This is a genomic window from Jejuia pallidilutea (assembly GCF_002973595.1).
In the GTDB taxonomy this organism is placed as follows: domain Bacteria; phylum Bacteroidota; class Bacteroidia; order Flavobacteriales; family Flavobacteriaceae; genus Jejuia; species Jejuia pallidilutea.
In genome coordinates this window covers 477,232-496,072 of the sequence record NZ_PVEO01000001.1, presented here as the reverse complement: position 1 = coordinate 496,072, position 18,841 = coordinate 477,232, and the positions used below count along the sequence as shown (strand labels likewise).

The following is an 18,841-nucleotide window of genomic DNA, read 5'->3' as shown; positions in this document are numbered from 1 at the left end:
TGAATTGAACAATGATTAAAAATATTTTAAATTTTTTAATGATATTATTGATAGTAGGTTGTCAATCTAATAAAAAAAAGGAGACTGCTTTAGTAAAGAAACCAAACATCATTTACATTTTAGCGGATGATTTGGGTTATGGTGATTTAGCTTTTTTAGGTCAAGAAAAAATTAAAACACCAAATATCGACCGCTTAGCGAGTGAAAGTATGTTGTTTACTGAAAACTATGCTGGTGCTCCTGTTTGCGGGCCTTCAAGAGGTTCGTTGATGACGGGGCAGCATACAGGACATGCCATACTTAGGGGACATAAATCATTGGAAGGAATTGGCGTAGCACCATTGAATAATACGGTGGTAACGCTTCCCGAAGCTATTAAAAAAAATACCAATTACATAACAGCCATGTGTGGACGTTGGCATTTGGGTGGAGAATTATCAGATCAAACACCATTTGATAGAGGATTTGATTATCATTTTGGTAAGCTAAGTTCGGATTACCCAAACAAAGTAGGGGTGATGATAGACAGACTTTGGGATGAAAATGGAAAACATATTCCATACGAAGGGTATTCTAAAATCAATACAGAACCCATGTATGAAAATGGAAAGCTTTTTAACCTTTCAGAAGAAGATATGGAAATGCGTCCGATTAACATGGACGAAATGGTAACGGAAAAAGCCATTCGTTTTATAAATAAAGATAAAACCGCCCCATATTTCCTTTACGTAGCTTATAGTTTGGTGCATGAGCCTATGGAATACCATGAAAAATATCCAGGTGAAAACACAGATTGGCCAGAGGAAGAACGGGCTTTTGCTAGTATGTTACAAGCATTGGATGCATATGTTGGCAAAATAGTTGCCGCCGTTGAAGCATCAGGAGAAAAGGATAATACAATCATTGTATTTACCAGTGATAATGGTGCACATAATGAAGGAGGTCACGATGTAGAGTTTTTTAATTCTAATGGAAAGTTTAAAGAATATAAACGTTCGTTCCACGAAGGCGGCTTTCATGCACCTATGATTGTGCGTTGGCCAGGCGTAATCAAGGAAGGTTCGGTTACGAACCATATCGCAGCGTTTTGGGATGTTATGCCTACCTTTTGTGAGATTGCAGGTGCTTCAATTCCAAATCAAACGGATGGTATTTCTTTTCTACCTACATTAAAAGGACTAAAACAAAAGGAACATGAGTATTTATATTGGGAATTTAATGAGGATATTGAAATGGAAAAAGGCCATTATAAACAAGCTGTGCGTTGGAATGATTGGAAGGGCATTTATTATATCAATGAAGATCGATTTGAATTGTATCATTTAAAAAATGATATTGAAGAAAATCATGATGTTGCCAAAGAAAATCCAGAAGTGGTTCAAAAAATTAAAGACATAATGAAAGAAGCGCATAAACCTTCAACTTTATTTCCTTTGTTAAAGAGTGAACGGATTAATTTAGATGAATCTTTATAAAAAATAATTATTATAATCTTTTAAACATATAACATAACATGCAGTTCAAAAATCGCTCATTTTTTTATATCGCTTTTGTTTTTCTTTCAATATCAACCATAAATGCCCAAGAAAACCTAAAGTTTTATGTTTCTAATTCAGGAAAAGATTCATGGTCAGGATCAAAAGAAAAACCATTTAAATCATTAAACAAGGCTAAAGAAGCGGTTTTAAAAAAAAGTAATCCAAAAGATAATGTAACCATTTTTCTTAGAGAAGGCACTTATTTTATAGATGATGCCCTTACTTTTAATTCAGAGAATTGGAAATACCATGAAGGAACATTAACTATTAAAGGATTTAACGATGAGGTTCCAAGGCTTTCTGGAGGAAAAAAAATTACCAATTGGACAGCAGACAAAAATGGTATATATAAAGCGTCGGTAAAAGGATTGAATTTTCGACAGCTGTATGTAAATAATAAAAGAGCAGTGCGTTCTCGCCAACCAAATGTGGACGATTACAACAATTTGACAGGATGGGATTTAAAATCTAGACAGTTGGTAATGAAATCCGATTTAGTTGAAAAATGGAATAATTTTGAACAGGTGGAAGCTGTTATTCAAATGTTTTGGTCTGAAGCTATCGTGCAATTAAAATCCTTCGAAAACTTTAATGGAGGCGCAAGATTAGCTTATGTTTCTATTGATGATAAGCAATCTGATATCTTATTTCCAAGACCATTTCCGCCAAAGCAAGATAATGCTGTGTTTCATTTTGAAAATGCTTATGAATTTATAGACCAACCGGGAGAATGGTATCTTAATACTAAAACCGAGACACTTTATTACATGCCCGAAGCCAATGAAAAGATGGAAGCATTAGTGGTGGTTGCGCCCGTGACTGAAACACTCATTGATATTAAAGGCAGCTTAGATTATCCTATAAATAATATTTCTTTTGAAAATCTTGTTTTTGAACATGCCAATTGGAATTTACCTAGCACCAATGGATTTATTAATGCACAAGCAGGTATGTATAATCTAACAGCTAGAGAAGATAATTACCAAACGGTAAGACGTCCAAGTGCAGCCATTAAAGTTGAAAATGCTGAAAATATCCAGTTTAAAGGAAATTTAATTCAACATATGGGATCTACGGGCATTGATTTTATTAGTGGGACAAAAAAATGTATCATTGAGGGTAATGTCATTCGGTCTATAGCTGGGAATGGTACCATGATAGGCGCCTTTACAGCTGAGGAAGATGGCGAATATCATGTACCTTACAATCCATCCGATCTTCGGGAGGTAAGTACAAGCGACGTTGTGAGCAATAATTATATTTATAATGTGGGGTGCGATTATTATGGAACATCGCCAATTTCTGCTGGATATACAGCAGAAATTAAAATAACGCATAACACCATTGAAGATGCGCCTTATTGCGGCATTAGTTTGGGATATGGTTGGACAGACAAACCCAATGCCATGCATGATAATATAATAGCTAACAATTATATTAGTAATGTAATGAACTTGGTTTGTGACGGTGCTGGAATTTATACGTTGAGTAAGCAACCGGGAGCCCTCATTAGTGAAAACTATATTACCAATATTAAACGATCAGAAGAAGCAGGTATATATCCAATAGCATATATTTATTTGGATGAAAAATCTGGAGGAACCTTAGAGCGCCCGATGGTTGTTGAACGTAATTCTTTACCCAAATCTGATAAAACCGTGCAGACTTGGAATTTTCACCGCGAAGGTATTTTTCTAATGGATAGCAACAGTGTTTATGATATTCCAGAGATTAAAGATAATGCCGGGTATCAAGAATCGTATAAAAATCAAATTGAAAAAATGCTCAAACTATAACATTTCAGTTATAAATTAAATTTAAAGACCATACTTATGAGAATACTATCTTTTTTATTCCTATCCATTTTTCTGACTTCCTGTAATAATCAAAATAACCATAAAGTTGCTTCAAAATCGGTAGATTATGTATTTACATGTAATTTGGTGGACAGTGTTGGTGTAAAAGAAAAATACGCACATTATCACAGCGACGAAGGTATATGGCCAGATGTGAAGCAAGCAGCTGTAGAAAGTGGTGCAAACTGTTTAAAAGTATTTGCTCAAGGAAATCGATTGGTTTTAATAATCAGTTTACCTGAAAATTTATCTTTTGATGAGTTTAACGATAGGTATAATAATTATTCCCCTAAAATGGCAGAATGGGACAGTATCATGTCTGGCTTTCAAACAGCACCTCCAGGAGCAGATGCCGATCAAACTTGGGTGCCTATGGAAACCATTTATGATTATACACGATAATAGTTTATTTGCTTTTCGATGTTAAAAATTATTGAATTTCTAAAATGTACTATTGCTGTTGGATTTTTGGCTATTTTGACTTCCTGTGAATCTAAAACAGCACCTGAAGCATTACCTGAAAATCTTAATCTACAAATTCAGATAGCTGATTATAATGGTCTGAATAAAAAAGATTCCATCATTCAAACGCTGACTGAAACCCATTCAGAAATTCAATTTGGAAAAACCCAATGGGAAGTAAATGCGGAAGTTGAAAAAGAAGAAAATGATGTTTTAGATATTCAATTAAAAGTATCTCTTAAAACAGGAACTTTGGAGAATGCCGTTATTATGGCAGAGTTGCCTTTTAAGGATTGGTCTGTTGATAATTATGTGTTAATGCCTGCATCGGTATATAATGGAAACCGATTTCATATAAAACCACAAAAAAAATATCCGCCCAATTTTTGCGATACCACGATTCAAGGGAAAAACATTCCGATTACTACAAACGATGTATTGCATTTAAATGAAGCCGAAGGGGCATCTATTGTAGAATTGACCACAGGTGATTTGGCTACGCCTGCGATTGGATTTCAAAGTCCGAATACTGACAAAGGATTTTTTTTATTAACCGAACAAAAAAACCGTTTGGGCAACCTGGGGCTTTCTGTAGAAGAATCTATGGATAGAAATAATGCCATCATCCGATTAAGCACGCCGTACTTACGTCAAAAACGTGCCACATTAATGGGCAGGGTGCCAAGTACAGACAAAGGCGCAAGTTGGAAAGCTGGAGATGCTATCACATTGCATTTTAAATTGTATGCATTTAAAGCTCTTGAAATTCAAGATTTATATGATAAGTATGCCAAAATAAGACAGGATGTTTTACCCGCAGGAGCGCCCAAGCAATTTATACCGTTTAGCTATGCAAGCGATAAAATCATTGATATTTGGAATCAGAATAATTGGAACGAAAAACGGGGTTATTATTCTTTAAGAGCGCAATCCAAACCACCACGCGAAGCATGGGAATTAGGTTGGACAGGATCCTGTATGGTACAATATGCCATTTATCAAAAAAATAATCAGCTTAATAAAAAGCGTTCGCTTCAATCGATAGATTGGTTGTTACAAAAAACACAATCGCCCTCAGGTTTTTTTTATGGGTCGTTTGATGGAACGGATCATTTTATGAGTGACCTAAGAAAAATCTGTTGCGACGATACCACAAGTATGCAATTAATTAGAAGGAGTGCCGATGTTACTTTTTTCGTTTTAAAACATTTTGATTTATTTAAAAAAGAAGGAAATTCAAGTTTGATAAAACCAGAATGGGAGACCTCAATTAAAAATCAAATAAAAGCATGGGAAGCCGTTTGGGAAAAGAATAACCAACTGGGGCAATTTGTAGATATTGAAACCTACGAAGTTATCGTTGGCGGATCCACAAGCGGAGCGTTGATTCCTGCTTGTTTGGTTTTAGCTGCCGACTATTATAATAACGATGCCTATCTACAGCTCGCCAAAAAAATAGCCAAGCAATATTATGAAAATGATGTAAAAAAAGGCCTGACCGTTGGAGGACCTGGCGATGCCATGCAAGCCCCAGATAGTGAATCTGCTTTTTATTTATTGGAATCTTTTACCATGCTTTATGAACAAACCCAAGACCCATATTGGCTGGAATGTGCAGGAGATTTGGTGCGTCAATGTCAAACGTGGGTGGTGTCCTATGATTATGAGTTTCCTAAAAACTCAACGTTTGATAGCTTAAAAATCAATACTACGGGGGCAGTGTTTGCCAATGTTCAAAATAAACACGCAGCTCCAGGGATTTGTACATCTTCAGGAGATTTTTTATTGAAATTGTATAGAGCAACCGGAGATGAAATCTACATCAATTTATTGAAAGATATTACGCATGCCTTACCACAATATATGTCCACTAAAGAGCGTCCAATCTATTCAAGAAAACTAAATGAAGCTGAAGTAAAACTACCTGAAGGCTATATTAATGAACGTGTTCAAATGAGCGATTGGGAAACGCCTAATATTCCGGTAGGCGAAGTATTGCCTATGGGGCACTGGCCTTCGGCTAGTTTAATGTTTACCTATGCTGAAGTTCCTGGAATTTATATACAACCTGATAAAAAATTAATTCAAGTTTTAGATCATGTGAATGCTGAAATTTTAGAAGTTGAAAAGAATAGAGTTAAATTGAAGATTCATAATCCTACAGAGTACCCAGCAGCTGTAAAAACTTTGGTAGAAACTTCCGAAGCTGTTAAAATTCCTTTAGGGGTTAATGCCTTAATGAATGTACAGCTCATAGAAATTAGTGCCGGCGAAACAAAAGAAGTTTGGTTGAGATATTAATAGTTAAAGAATGGCGTTTTTTTTAATCCCAAAGGTCTATTTTAAAATGCCAATTAGTCAGTATGTTTTAAGAGCAATTTGTTTTTCCTCATTGCCTGGTTTGTGTGTACAACTTTCCAAATAGCATCAAGTTTTACATAAAATTTTCTACAGCTTCAACGGGGCTATTTTTATTATGGAACGTATTAAAAAATTAAAAACATAAATAAAAAATGCGATTTGTTATTTAAAATCAAAAAAGTTCTATTTTTTGAAAGTTTAGCATAAGAATTCAAGGTTTTATGTGAATATATTTGATAGTGAGTATTATAGGAGTCGAATTATTGTGATTTAATAAAAAACGATACTGTTTTGTAAAATTGAAATAAGGAGATAGTTCTAAAATGTTCATTAAAAAAATATCAATAATATTAAAACTTAAAATTATGAAGAAAATTACTTTTTTAAATGCCATTTTTTTTATGGCTGCATTATCTATTTCTAATTTGAAAGCACAGACTTTAGCTGCACACTATACATTCAACGGTAATTTCAATAGTTCTGGAGGAACCTATACTGAAGCTTTATCCCCTTCAAGTGCAGCTAGTTATTCTTTTGTAGAAGACCAGAACATGGTTAGTAACAATGCTATTGAAGCTATTGGTCAGGAATGGGACTATTTAGAAACACCTACCGATTTCTCTTTTTTTGGCGTTCAATCACGAACATACACTATTTGGTTCAAAGTACCTTCGCCAGGGGCCACATATAGCTATGGTCTAATAGACATGGGTACACACAATATCCAGAGAGATGGATCAAGAATGTCTTTAAGTGTACTTGACGATAATAATTTTCATATAGGATTTAAAGGTGCAGGATATAGAATAGGGGTTGTACCTTTTGACACGTGGATTTTTGGGGCGGTAGTATTGGATGGACAGAATGTAAAAGGGTATATGACAACTGGTGCAGATGTAACAGAATTGATTAACGAAAATGTTCCTTTTGAAGTTAATACGATATTATCCTCTTTGGTTATAGGAAACTCTGTAGTTGGCAATCTTAACAGTAGAGGCGCTATTGGGTCAATTGCCGACGTAAGAGTTTATGAAGGTGTCTTAACGGAAGCCCAACTTAATTTAGTTAAAAATGGGGCTTCTTTAGGTTCAGAAGATGTTCAATTCAGTAAAAATGAATTAAAACTTACATCAACTGTAGTAGATGATAAGATTGATATTGAATCTAATATTTCTGGCGCTGTACAAATCACTATACATGACTTATCAGGCAAAGCTGTTAAAACAGAGTTTTCAAAATCAGTTAATGTGAGTGGTTTAGCTTCTGGGCTGTATATTGTTAACGTTAGAATAGGAAATAAAGTTGGAAGTTTAAAATTTATCAAAAAATAATTTAATTGTTTACTGAGTTATTAATAGCAAAATCGCCTATAAATATATTTTAGGCGATTTTTTTTTGCTGCTGAAACCTGAATATATAAAGTTCAGTTTTAAGCATGAAAAAACTATTCTGTTTCCATCGTTAATATGGCAATAGATAATGAGCCTGAAATTGATTTAGGTCTATCAATAGCCAACCAAGTATCTTCATTAAAACTTTTATCATTGGCTTCATAATGGTTTCCTGTAAGAGGATCGAACCATTTTACTTTTACCGTTTTGTTCTTTACAGTAGGAAGTCTCCCAGCTATTTTAGTTCTATTTTCCGGTAAATAAAAAATAAACACATCTTTCCCATTTGTAAGCATGGGTGCAGCATACATATTCTGTACTGGGTACAATTCATTAAAATGGTAAGGATGAAACAGTTTTTGTATGTTTTGATAATAAAAAAAATGTGGTTGTTTGTCTTGCGGAAGGTCAAAAGGCTTTGTAATAATATTGTACCATGCCGCATTTTGCCAGTAATAGTTGCTGTAAGTGCCAGCAAATATGCATTGGTACATTCTGTCCAAACACGTTAACGGGTCTGTGTAAGCCCCATCAAAAAGGGAGTGCATGGTTTTTTCATAAGCCCCATTTTCAATATTGACAACGGGTTTTGAATGGTGCTTTTCTAAAACGTCTCGCATTCTAGAATATAGGTATGGTTGGTTATCTGATATGGAAATGAAATCTACTTTATCAGGGAAAACATCACAGTATTCATAGGAGTGCACGGAAAGTAAGCGGTTGTGCCCATCGAGCTTGCGCAATCGGTCAATTCTTCGTGTAATATAATCCATATCATTATGACCATATGAAACGGCCTCTTTGGCAATATCCCAAATAATGTTTGGGTAGGCTTGATAACGTTTTACTATATAATCAAAATACATGTTGTCTGCCTTAGAATCACTAGCGGGCCAATTGACCATTTTGTTCCACACGTAAATCATTACGCGTGCCACCATTTGTTGTTCGTTTAGATGCGCAATAACTCTATCCAAATGTTTAAAATATTCTACATTTAAAGTGCTGAAGTCAGGATTTTCATTTTGTCCACCAAAAGGAAATACTTTTGGTTTGGCGTAATTGTTTTTAGGGTTTATTTTTTCTTTTTCTCCCCATGAAGCATCAAAAGCATAAGCATTCATTACAATCTGATTAAATCCGTTTTCTTTCACGGTACTTATGATTTCTTCCGTTTTAGGAATGGCTTTATCATTATCGGCGTCCAAAGCAAAAAGCCAATCGAGTTCAAAAGCCATCATAAAATAGTTGGAGCCATCGGCATATATGAATTTTTGCGGATGTTTTGGGTCTAATTTTACAGAACCACGTTGCCAATTTTTGGTGTTTTGAGTCACTTGCAATGTTCCTGTTTTACCCGCTAATTCTGGAGTAGAAGCAAAGGTTTTAAAGGTCCATCGTCCTGTTTTTGGTGGACAAAACCGTATCATCCAATTTCTGCCGCCATTATAAAAACCGGGAATGCGCATATCCAGCCCATCTTCATTATAAAATGTAGCTCCAAATTCTACATCCAAAGGATTGGAAAGCGTTTGGCCTATTTTATAGTTTATTTCAATGATGTCCCATTGTTCATTTTGACCAGATAATATGTTGCTAGCTTGAATACAGGCAAAAATTAGAATGTACTTTAGGATAGATTCTATTTTCATAATCAGTAAACTTTAATACTGTTGTAAAAAATTAATAAGCCATAAAGTTAGAAGGCTTAGGGGTAACTGCTAATACATATTTAGCTTTCACTCCCTTGTTAAATAATTAAAAGAGCAGGGGGTGGATTGTTTTTCCGAAAAGTTAATGGTGAAAGACTTTTCATTCACATTAGAAACCCAATAATTACCTGTGATTTTACTTGTGGCGGTAAGTTGTACGTTTCCTGGTTTTACCAAAGATTTTAATGTTACAATTTTTGAATTTATATCCTTTTCAACTTCAATGCTTCCAGATTCACGGGTGTCACCAAATTCAGTATGGTCATATTGATTATCGTAAGCAACTACATTTTTACCATTGATTAGTTGAATGCCAGTAAGTTTATTGGCCGAATACTCTGGGGTATTGGGTACGTGATTTACAAAACTGGTGTTGATGATATTAACGTTACTAACTTCCTTATCTTTACTGCCAATGGAAATACCTATGCCTGGAGCTACTTTTCCGTTGTTAAAGGCAAGTGCAATACGCAAAATATAACTGGAGAGAATCGTAGTGTTGTTCCCTAAAATTTCACAGCCTACATCAATGGCATTATCAAAATAAGTTTGTACCAAATAATTTTCATTACCTTTTAATCGCATTCCCGAAAAATATTGATAGGCAGGATAGCGATATACATGTACTTTGTTTATTAAGTTTGAGTTGGCACGAAGTTCCATGGCACATTCTGTAAATCCACGTATAATCAAGTTGTCATAATGGGAATCTGTCCATCTTTCTTCCACCAATATTCCCAATCTAGAGCTGGGAGCTTCAGGCGTTTTTTGTTCCATGCCGGTTAATCTCGTATTGGTGATGATAAGTTCTGGGCCACATTTGGCATTGGGGTTTTCTGGTCCGCCATGAATACCAATGTCTAAAGGTGCAAAAATATCCAATCGGTTTAACTGCACATACACACCACCCATAACACGTAAAGCAACTTGAGCATTTGAGTTGGCATCCAAACAGAGTGAATCTATAATGCTTCCACTAAAAGGCCACTCAGCATTTAATAAATCTTGCATAGGAGCTCCTGCTATAATTTTGGAACCAGGCCCTTGACCTGTAAAAAGGATGTTCATTTTTTTTCTAATAAACAAGGTTTTGGTTACCAAGAAAGAACCTGTGGGAAGTAAAAACATAGAGCCATCTTCAAGCGTGTCCAGTGCTTTTTGAATGGCATCGGAGTCATCGGTAACGCCATCTCCTTTGGCACCAAAATCGATGGGATTGATTACTTTTGTGAATTTCCTTTCTTTATTTTGTGAAAAAGCAATTGTTGGAACAGCCATGGTTGCTGCCATAATAGGTAAAGCGGTATTGAAAAAGTTTCTTCTTTTCATGAGTTTTGTTGGTTTTTTGATTTCCGTGATTCCATGTTAAAACAAGAACAATTCAAATAATTGTATAATAGACAATCATAAGAATCCAGATTATTTTAAAATGCCAGCTTCTTGTTTTACTTGCGTATTGGGAATACCTTGATTGTTTTTAAAAACACTTTCACCTTTTAAGATAAAAGGTACACCATCTGCCACATTTTCGATAACATTGTTTTCAATTAAAATACCTTTAGAGCCTTCATCCAAATAAATGCCTGTATTGTGTGATTTGCCTGCCCAATCAGCATGTTTTACGTCATGGATATAATTGTTTTTTATTATCGTTCCCGGTTGGGCTGATAAGGTATATATGGCACCGCCATCGCTCATGGTTTGACAGACGTTATAAATTAAATTGCCAGTGATACGGTTGTTTTCCATAATATTTTTTTCCGATGTCCAGCCCCAACCAACACTAATGCCAGAGTAAGGCAGGTCGAAAATTTCATTATGGTCAATCGTTATATTTCTACCATAACCACATGCAATACCTACGGCTCCTGTATAATCTTTTCCAATATCGCTTATTTTATTGTTTGAAATCATGTGATGTTCCGTAACTGCACTTATATCTTTTGGATTATAGGGTATATGGATTTCGGTTTTTGGGTCACTGAATCTAGCCAATTGAATAGCGTTCGCTGAAATATCATTAAAAACATTATAATTGAGCAAGCAGTTTTTTGTTCCGTCAAATAAGTCAATGGCACTTGCTCCAAGTTGTGAAAAAATATTGTTTTCAAAACTGCAAAATTGGGCGTATTCTAGTTTTACTGCAGCAGGAATACGTTCTACAAACTGTACATTACCTAAGGTAGGTTCTATGGAATAATTACAAGCTTGCATATTAAGTGCCCCTGATTTACTTGGCTTTAGCCATGTGCTGTGTTTAAACGTTATACCTTCAAAATGCAGATTTGTGATGGGGACATTTGCATTCCCTTTTATAAGAATCAATGTTTCTAGACGAGGAATAACTGCCTTGGCATTTTCTATTTTTTCGTTTGCTAATGGGTGGTAGTAGAGCATTTCCGTGGCTTGGTCATAATACCATTCTCCGGGTTCGTCAATAAATTCGTAAGCATTTTCAAAATACCATGCTAATTCGTTTTTTTTAGGTGGATAGAAGCGTTTAAAAACAAGATTTCTTTCTGGATTCTGAACTTTAACCCGGGCGTGGGTTGGAGTATGCCAAGTGTAAGCTTCATCATTGGATTCCGTATATGAATCAAGTCGCATAAAAGCTTCTGCCCAATTCATATTTATAACCATTTCAACATTTTTAAAGTTGTTCCATGGTTTTATCAAACGGGAATCTATTAAAATTTCTTGTGCTTTAACATCCCATAACAAGTTTGTATGATAACTTCCAATATTGGGTGTTCGTGCACGTACAGCTCTTTTTCCATTGACATAGAGCTGCCTGAAATTTATATTGGGAATGTGCATTTGCCATAAACCATCCTTTGTATTTTTCCATTTATTCAAAACAATGCCGCCGCTTAGAATGGGGTTTTCATTTTTATAAGCACTATATGTGATTGTCGTGTTTTTATTTCCTGAGTTTTCATTGTTAAAAACGATGGTCTCTTTCACAGGATAAAGTCCTCCTCGAAGAAATACCGTAATGTTTTTGGCGTTTTTTCCATTGTGTTTGGCAATGGTGTTTTTAGCTTTTTCAATAGTTTCGAAAGGAAGTTCTATAGTACCAGGATTGGTATCGTTACCTGTTGGGGAAATGTAATATGTTATTTGTTTTTGGGCAGAAACGCTTAATATACCAATGGTATAAATGAAAATTGTTAATGACTTTATTTTACCAAATATCTGCGACATGTTTTAGGGAATGCAATGATTATCAATTAAAGATTATATATAATAAAACCATGACCAAGCATAAGATGCCCCAAAGCCCTAAAACACGATTGGAAGGCTTGTAATTTAGAGTGTTGTAAGATGCTTTGAGTGTTGGGAATTTTGATTTTTCCTTATCTGGATATAGAAGTGATATGGTAACAATTAACAGGATGATAAAAACACATAACCAAAAAGAAACCAGTAAAAAATGTGGCCAAAATGCTTTGTTTGGATAATTCATTAATTGAAACGCCCCCACCAATAAGCTGATAACAGATCCTACTATTAAACCAATATTGGCTGCTTTGGTAGTGGTTTTGTTCCAAAGAACCCCAGTTAAGAATAAAGCTGTCATGGGTGGTGCCAAATAACCTAAAATAGCTTGGAATAAGCTAAAAAGATCCATGCCTTTGATTCTGTCCAAACCTATAGCAATAAAAATAGCAAGCATAGCGCCAACCACCATGGTAAGGCGTCCTATTAAAACGAGCTTTTTATGTTCAAGATCAGGTTTGATTCTTTTGGCAAAAATATCCATGGTAAATACGGTACTAAATGAATTTAGAGCCGAATCGATGGTGCTTACAAGAGCAGCAATTAAAACGGCCATAATAAAACCAATCAATCCATTTGGCAATAAGCCTGTTACCATGGTCATGTAAGCTTCGTTTTCATCTTTCAATTCTGGATATAGTAAAAAGCAAAGAATGCCGGGAAGTATAAATAAGGGCACGTCCAAAATTTTTAACCATCCCGTAAAATTGGTTCCCAATTGGGCATGGTCTAAATTTTTAGCACCTAATACAGATTGAACCATGCTTTGATCGGTACACCAAAACCATACGCCAATTACAGGGTATCCTAAAACGATTGCCAACCATGGGAAATCCGCATTGTCATTGGGCAAAAATAAATCCCAGTAATGGTTGGGGATATCGGTAGCTAACCGTTCTAAACCGCCTAATTTGTTGATTCCAGTAAAAACAAGGATGCCTGAAGCGATTATTAAAAGAATCATTTGAAATACATTTGTAATAGCAATGGCTTCCAGGCCACCTGCAATAGCAAAAAAGGAAGCTAAAGCCATTAATGAACATACTGATAACCAAAGCGGCCAATCCATAATTTGGCTTACCAACAATCCGCCAGCATATAAAGTAAGCCCTAACCAGGAAATTAGAATAGTAACCAAAGAATACCATGCTAAAATACTTCTGGTTGTAGAGTTAAACCGTTTGCCCATAAACTCAGGCAGTGTGCTTATGCCCGTATTTTTATAATGCGGTGCAAAAACCAATGCCAGCATGGCAATAAGCACAAACGCATACCAAGAAAAATTGCCTGCAACTATCCCCGTTGAATATCCTATGGCACATGAGGCAATTAGCATAGACGGACCAACATTGGTACCCCACATGGTCAACCCAATGCTATACCATTTTAAAGAGTTCCCTGCTAAAAAATAATCTTTTCCAGTGCTTTTCTTTTTTCTAAAACTAATGTAAGCACCAATTGCTATTAAAAACAAAAGATAAATTCCAACGACTACAAAATCGATTGATTTAAGATGTTCGTGTATTTCCATATTTTTTAAATAACTCTATTGAGGATTGGGCATTGTCTGTTTTGTGATGGAAAGTTAATTAAAAACGTTCCAATTGTTTATGTTTTATGCTATTTCCAAATTTTATCGTCAATAATTCTTTTTTCTTTCTCTAAACGTTTCCAGTCAATGGTAATACCAAGTCCTGGGGCATCAGGAAAGTGAAATTGGCCATGCTTTACAGTTGGTTTTGTTAAGAAAACTTCAGCAAACGCTGCCATAACGGGTTCTAAATATTCTAATATAACTCCGTTTCCTGCTGCTGCAACAAATTGACAGTTGTAAAAAGAATTGCCACCACCACTGAATTGTAACTTTTTTTCTAGTGCCATTTTTCCTATTTCCAGCCAATCCTTAAAGCAACTAATGTGCCCAACTATGGGTTGTAAATGTTTTACTCCTGCATCTACAATGGATGGAAATACTTTGGAAGACCTTTCGGATTCGCCATAGGAAATGGGTACAGAAGATGCTTTGCATAATATAGCTATTTCCTTTAGTGAAGCAGAATGGATAGGTTCTTCAAGCCATGCTATGTCCAATCCTTCCAATGCCTTGACAAATTCCAGTGATTTCTTTAAACTCATGGATTGATTGGCATCAACGGCCAATTTAGTTTCTGGTTTCAAAAGGTTGCGTACAAAACAAATCCTGTCGATATCTTCTTTAATGGAGGTGTGTAATCCTCCAAACTTCATTTTTATGATATCATAACCATCTTTTTCCCATTTTAAGCATTCTTTAAGAAGTTCATCTCCTTGCAAATTGGTGCCCCCACCGCTGCCATAAGCTTCAACAAAAGATTGATTAACTCCTAGATATTGATACAAAGGTTGGTTATTGCGTTTTGCTGCCAAGTCGTAAAATACACGGTCTAAATGTCCTAATGCCAGTGCCGAATTTCCTCTAAAACCATCATTACGGATGTTCCAATAGAGCTTTTCGTGAAGTTTTTTGTACGAAAGTGAAGTGTTGTTTAGTAAAATAGGGGCAAATACATCCTGTAATAAATTAAATTCATTTACGGGAAATTCACATTCTCCAGTAAAACCTTCGTCATCTGTAATTTCCAGAATACCCATTTTGAATTTTTGAAAAGGCCCCATAGTGGCATCAAAAAAAGGCCTTTTTGCTATGATGGGGAATATGGTGCGAAGCCGTATTTTTTTAATGATAAATAGTTCATCATCAATCGTATGAACATTTTTAATCTCAATAGGTTTGTTTTGTAGTTTATTGTATTGATGCATAATGACTATTTATTATGTCAGTAAAAATCTTCTTGCTTAAAGGACCTTGGGCTATATCGTTTAGGGTATCTTTGAGTTGGGTTAAATTACGAGCACCTAAAACAATCCAATCAATTTCTTTGACTCCCAAAACAAAACGGTGTGCCAATGTGGGTAACGGTATGTTTTCTCTCTTAGAAATTTGCAATACTTTTGCAGCATTGTCTAAAGCTTGTTTAGAAATCCATTCTGGCGTATCTTCATAATATTTGGAGAATCTATTTCCTAAAAGTCCCATATGCAAAACACTGGCTTGATAAATCAGCATATTGTTTTTTTTGCATAAAGGAATGTCTGTTTCAAGCCCTGTAAAAGAGCATGCATCCAAATTATTATAGCCCATGGCTACATCAAAAACACCTTTTTCTAAATAAGACCAATAAGCTTTTGTTGGCATGCCTCCGAACCCTATTTGTTTTGCTTTTCCTTGTTTTTTTAGTTCATTAAGAAAACGTACTACTTCTTGGATTTGTTGGGGAGGCACATTTTCTGGTTCATGGAGAAACAGTAAATCAAGTTGTTTTTGACCTAAAGCTTCCATGCTGTTATGGACACTGTCTTCCATAACCTTCAAATTGTAATTGGTTAAATCACTTTCATCGGCCATGCCTTGAAGTTTGCCCACTTTGGTGCTTACAAATACATTTTTATTTGATAGTTTTCTAAGTGCTTTGCCCACAATTTTTTCGGCATTGGCATAGGCAGGAGCCGTGTCTATTCGAGAAATACCATTTTTTAAACCGTAAAGTATAGTGTCTATGGATTCTTCCTCGTCAATTTTCCCCCAAGCCCCACCTAAACTCACGGTTCCTAAAACCAAGTTTCTGTTAGGGGTGTTATTATATGTTGGTTTCATTAAAATTAGTAGTTTGGAATACATGAATTCCTATTAAAAATAATTGTCTTACAAATAAATGCAATCTATTAAATTAAAACTCCCATTATTTTGTTGTTTAATAGGTCTTTTTTGACTTCAAGCCACTAAAGGGCATGTAATTGAAGATTTATAGTGAATTTTAATTTATTTTGATGCTTTATTATGGGTAATCATACTCGTCTTTTCTAGGCACATTTCCCTAAAAATATTCAAATTGTTCATATGAATGAACTTAAAATAACGCTTTCTTTTTAAAAGCTAAGCCTATTTTAACCAGATTATTATGGATTGACAGGATTTTTGTATTCTTAGCCTTTGAAATTCTTATATCAGTTTATCAATGCTTTTGCAACCTTAATTATATTGGCATGAAAAAATCCATTTGTACTCTTTTGATTTCTTTGATTATATGGAATTTAAATAGTCAAATATCTAATAATGATTCTCATTTTGGAACATGGAAATATGACAGCCAAGAGCTTCCATACTTTATGCTGAATTTTCATAAAGAACAAAATCCATGGTATCCGTTTTCTCATTTTCAAGGTACAGGTTCCAACATTATATTAACAAATCAATGGGGCGATGTCAATGTGTATTCTACAGAATATGGTGTTACTAATATAAGTCCCGCTAAATTTTTTACACGTGGTGGTTTTTATCCAATGATACAAGTAGATGGCGAACTGATTTCATTGATTATTTCAGAATTAGATGCCGAAAAATCAGTTAAATATGGGGTAGGATATACCGAGTTTTCAGGAGAATTACACAGAGAAAATATCAAACTGAAAATAACCTATCGAATATGCACTCCTTTTGATTATTCTAAAGGTTTTTTAGCAAGAGTAAGACTGGAAAATATGATGGATAAACCATTAAAAGCCGAGTTTTCAGTTAATAGCGATATTTGGATAAAACCTACTTACAACAACGTAAAAGAATGGCGAGAAATAATTAAAAACAGTTCTAAAAAACTTGACAAAGGCAGGGCAGAAATAAATCATATAGACAACAATTTTAAAAGTATCGCATTAGTAGGGAATCAAAGCTATATTGGAGATTTTTCCAGCAGTTCCATTCGTTTGAAAAAAAATATTTACTTAACTTCTAATCAAAAGGAAGTAGCGGATTTTAAATTTGGTATCAACGAAGATTATGAGGCTTATCAAAAGGCATTAATAGCTTTTGAAAAAGATTCATCAAATACATCATGGGTTGATGTTTTAAAACCATTAAAAACCATAGCTCAGGGTAATTGGATGGATAGGGAAAATATTTGGACCTATTCCCAATTATTGAGTATGTGTTTTTACGACACATCTTTACAAGAACATTTTATTCATTTGGGAGGATACGGTTTAGGAAGAGACCCTGCAAATCCTGATAATGGGTTTTCTATGCGGGAAGTGGCCGAAACAGGTATCGTAATGTCATATTTCACACCGGAATTGACCAAAAGTTCGTTGAAATGGATGGCAAAAACCCAATTGGTTAGCGGCGATTTAAAACGTTCTCATGATTTTTACCCTTTGGCATTAGAGCCGGAATCACAACGATTGGATAAAAAATTTCCAGATGAGTCCGATACCGAAATTTGGTTTTTGATAACTTGCGGTGAATATTTTTCAGCAACCAAAGATTTAGATTATTTTGACGAAAAAGTACCTTACCGAACCCAAGGAAAAACAGGTTCCATGTGGGAGCATATGGTAAACGCTTATAAATTTATTAAAAATGATATTGGAACGGGGAAAAATGGCTTGATAAAAATGTTACATGGCGATTGGAACGACTATCTTTCAAGAACAGGAAGCGCAGGGAATGGACAATCGCTTATGAATACAGGAATGATGTGCAGAGCATTAATCAAGATGCATCAATTGGCCGAAGCACGTCAAGACCCAATTGCAACAGAATTAAAAAACTATTTAAAAACGCTTCAAAAAGCGGTTGCAGCTTCTTTTGATAGAGAATGGTTTGTTAGAGCTTATGATGATGAAGGAAACCCCATAGGAACTTCTAACGACCGATTGTTCTTAAATGCACAATCATGGGCCGTTTTAGGACAATGTGGTACAGAGGAACAACGCAAAAAAAGTTTGATGAATGCTGTTAAGTTATGTTCAACACCAATAGGTATGACATTAATGAGCAAACCTTATAGTAGTCCTTCACCTGAAAACATATCATGGTCGCCCATTCCAGCGGGTGAAGGTGAAAATGCAGGCATATGGCCTCAAACAGGGGCTTGGTTGATATGGGCATTAGCAGAAGAAGGCTTAACAAAAGTAGCTTTGCAAGAGTGGGAAAAAAGTACGCTTTCAAATCATACAAAATTATACCCTCAAGTTCCTTTTGGTATTTTTAATGGGCCAGATTGTTACTCTTCACATTTTGCAAATGAAAGAGAAGGTTGGACTCAAATTGAAATGTTTGATAGAATGATACCCGTACCCATGAATCCCATCATTGCTTGGCAAGCATTTGGAATGCGGCAGATTGAAATAAATAAAAAGAAGTGAAT

General features: G+C 35.2%; 12 protein-coding genes. 6 read left to right on the top strand and 6 right to left on the bottom strand.

Annotated elements, in window-relative coordinates; translation table 11 throughout:
- The first annotated feature begins 38 nt into the window (after nt 1–38).
- The 5 genes from CLV33_RS02170 (at nt 39) to CLV33_RS02150 (ending at nt 7,548) form a co-directional block, all read left to right on the top strand.
- Nucleotides 39–1,475 (top strand): arylsulfatase, encoded by a 1,437-nt coding sequence (locus tag CLV33_RS02170; RefSeq protein ID WP_211297527.1) that lies wholly within the window; start codon nt 39–41, stop codon nt 1,473–1,475.
- Between the two features lie 38 nt (nt 1,476–1,513).
- Nucleotides 1,514–3,334 (top strand): right-handed parallel beta-helix repeat-containing protein, encoded by a 1,821-nt coding sequence (locus CLV33_RS02165; protein ID WP_105472520.1) that lies wholly within the window; start codon nt 1,514–1,516, stop codon nt 3,332–3,334.
- A gap of 36 nt (nt 3,335–3,370) precedes the next feature.
- Nucleotides 3,371–3,796 (top strand): L-rhamnose mutarotase, encoded by a 426-nt coding sequence (locus CLV33_RS02160; protein WP_105472519.1) that lies wholly within the window; start codon nt 3,371–3,373, stop codon nt 3,794–3,796.
- 18 nt (nt 3,797–3,814) lie between these two features.
- Nucleotides 3,815–6,157: a hypothetical protein gene (locus tag CLV33_RS02155; RefSeq protein ID WP_105472518.1), complete on the top strand. Its 2,343-nt coding sequence runs from the start codon at nt 3,815–3,817 to the stop codon at nt 6,155–6,157.
- A gap of 425 nt (nt 6,158–6,582) precedes the next feature.
- Nucleotides 6,583–7,548 (top strand): T9SS type A sorting domain-containing protein, encoded by a 966-nt coding sequence (locus CLV33_RS02150; RefSeq protein ID WP_170063956.1) that lies wholly within the window; start codon nt 6,583–6,585, stop codon nt 7,546–7,548.
- A 113-nt stretch (nt 7,549–7,661) separates the two neighbouring features.
- Here the strand turns inward: CLV33_RS02150 and CLV33_RS02145 are convergent, their stop codons facing one another.
- From CLV33_RS02145 to CLV33_RS02120, 6 genes are all read right to left on the bottom strand, one after another.
- Nucleotides 7,662–9,260 (bottom strand): DUF5060 domain-containing protein, encoded by a 1,599-nt coding sequence (locus CLV33_RS02145; protein WP_105472516.1) that lies wholly within the window; start codon nt 9,258–9,260, stop codon nt 7,662–7,664.
- 87 nt (nt 9,261–9,347) lie between these two features.
- Entirely contained in the window at nt 9,348–10,649 is a 1,302-nt protein-coding gene (locus CLV33_RS02140; RefSeq protein WP_146109702.1) for a glycosyl hydrolase family 28-related protein, read from the bottom strand.
- A 90-nt stretch (nt 10,650–10,739) separates the two neighbouring features.
- Nucleotides 10,740–12,524: a right-handed parallel beta-helix repeat-containing protein gene (locus CLV33_RS02135; protein ID WP_105472515.1), complete on the bottom strand. Its 1,785-nt coding sequence runs from the start codon at nt 12,522–12,524 to the stop codon at nt 10,740–10,742.
- A 22-nt stretch (nt 12,525–12,546) separates the two neighbouring features.
- Entirely contained in the window at nt 12,547–14,130 is a 1,584-nt protein-coding gene (locus tag CLV33_RS02130; protein WP_105472514.1) for a sodium:solute symporter, read from the bottom strand.
- 89 nt (nt 14,131–14,219) lie between these two features.
- Nucleotides 14,220–15,398 (bottom strand): mandelate racemase/muconate lactonizing enzyme family protein, encoded by a 1,179-nt coding sequence (locus tag CLV33_RS02125; RefSeq protein WP_105472513.1) that lies wholly within the window; start codon nt 15,396–15,398, stop codon nt 14,220–14,222.
- Nucleotides 15,382–16,293, bottom strand: coding sequence for an aldo/keto reductase (locus CLV33_RS02120; RefSeq protein WP_170063955.1), 912 nt, complete (start codon nt 16,291–16,293; stop codon nt 15,382–15,384). The genes CLV33_RS02125 and CLV33_RS02120 overlap by 17 nt, the downstream gene beginning before the upstream one ends.
- 389 nt (nt 16,294–16,682) lie before the next feature.
- Here CLV33_RS02120 and CLV33_RS02115 point away from each other — a divergent pair, with 389 nt between their 5' ends.
- Nucleotides 16,683–18,839 (top strand): GH36-type glycosyl hydrolase domain-containing protein, encoded by a 2,157-nt coding sequence (locus CLV33_RS02115; protein WP_105472511.1) that lies wholly within the window; start codon nt 16,683–16,685, stop codon nt 18,837–18,839.
- The last annotated feature ends 2 nt before the right edge of the window (nt 18,840–18,841 follow it).

Bases quoted from the DNA above. Each gene is read 5' to 3' on its own strand.
- CLV33_RS02115 (WP_105472511.1), top strand. From the start codon at position 16,683: ATGAAAAAATCCATTTGTACTCTTTTGATTTCTTTGATTATATGGAAT.
- CLV33_RS02120 (WP_170063955.1), bottom strand. From the start codon at position 16,293: ATGAAACCAACATATAATAACACCCCTAACAGAAACTTGGTTTTAGGA.
- CLV33_RS02135 (WP_105472515.1), bottom strand. From the start codon at position 12,524: ATGTCGCAGATATTTGGTAAAATAAAGTCATTAACAATTTTCATTTAT.
- CLV33_RS02165 (WP_105472520.1), top strand. From the start codon at position 1,514: ATGCAGTTCAAAAATCGCTCATTTTTTTATATCGCTTTTGTTTTTCTT.
- CLV33_RS02170 (WP_211297527.1), top strand. From the start codon at position 39: ATGATATTATTGATAGTAGGTTGTCAATCTAATAAAAAAAAGGAGACT.
- CLV33_RS02130 (WP_105472514.1), bottom strand. From the start codon at position 14,130: ATGGAAATACACGAACATCTTAAATCAATCGATTTTGTAGTCGTTGGA.
- CLV33_RS02160 (WP_105472519.1), top strand. From the start codon at position 3,371: ATGAGAATACTATCTTTTTTATTCCTATCCATTTTTCTGACTTCCTGT.
- CLV33_RS02150 (WP_170063956.1), top strand. From the start codon at position 6,583: ATGAAGAAAATTACTTTTTTAAATGCCATTTTTTTTATGGCTGCATTA.
- CLV33_RS02155 (WP_105472518.1), top strand. From the start codon at position 3,815: ATGTTAAAAATTATTGAATTTCTAAAATGTACTATTGCTGTTGGATTT.
- CLV33_RS02145 (WP_105472516.1), bottom strand. From the start codon at position 9,260: ATGAAAATAGAATCTATCCTAAAGTACATTCTAATTTTTGCCTGTATT.
- CLV33_RS02140 (WP_146109702.1), bottom strand. From the start codon at position 10,649: ATGAAAAGAAGAAACTTTTTCAATACCGCTTTACCTATTATGGCAGCA.
- CLV33_RS02125 (WP_105472513.1), bottom strand. From the start codon at position 15,398: ATGCATCAATACAATAAACTACAAAACAAACCTATTGAGATTAAAAAT.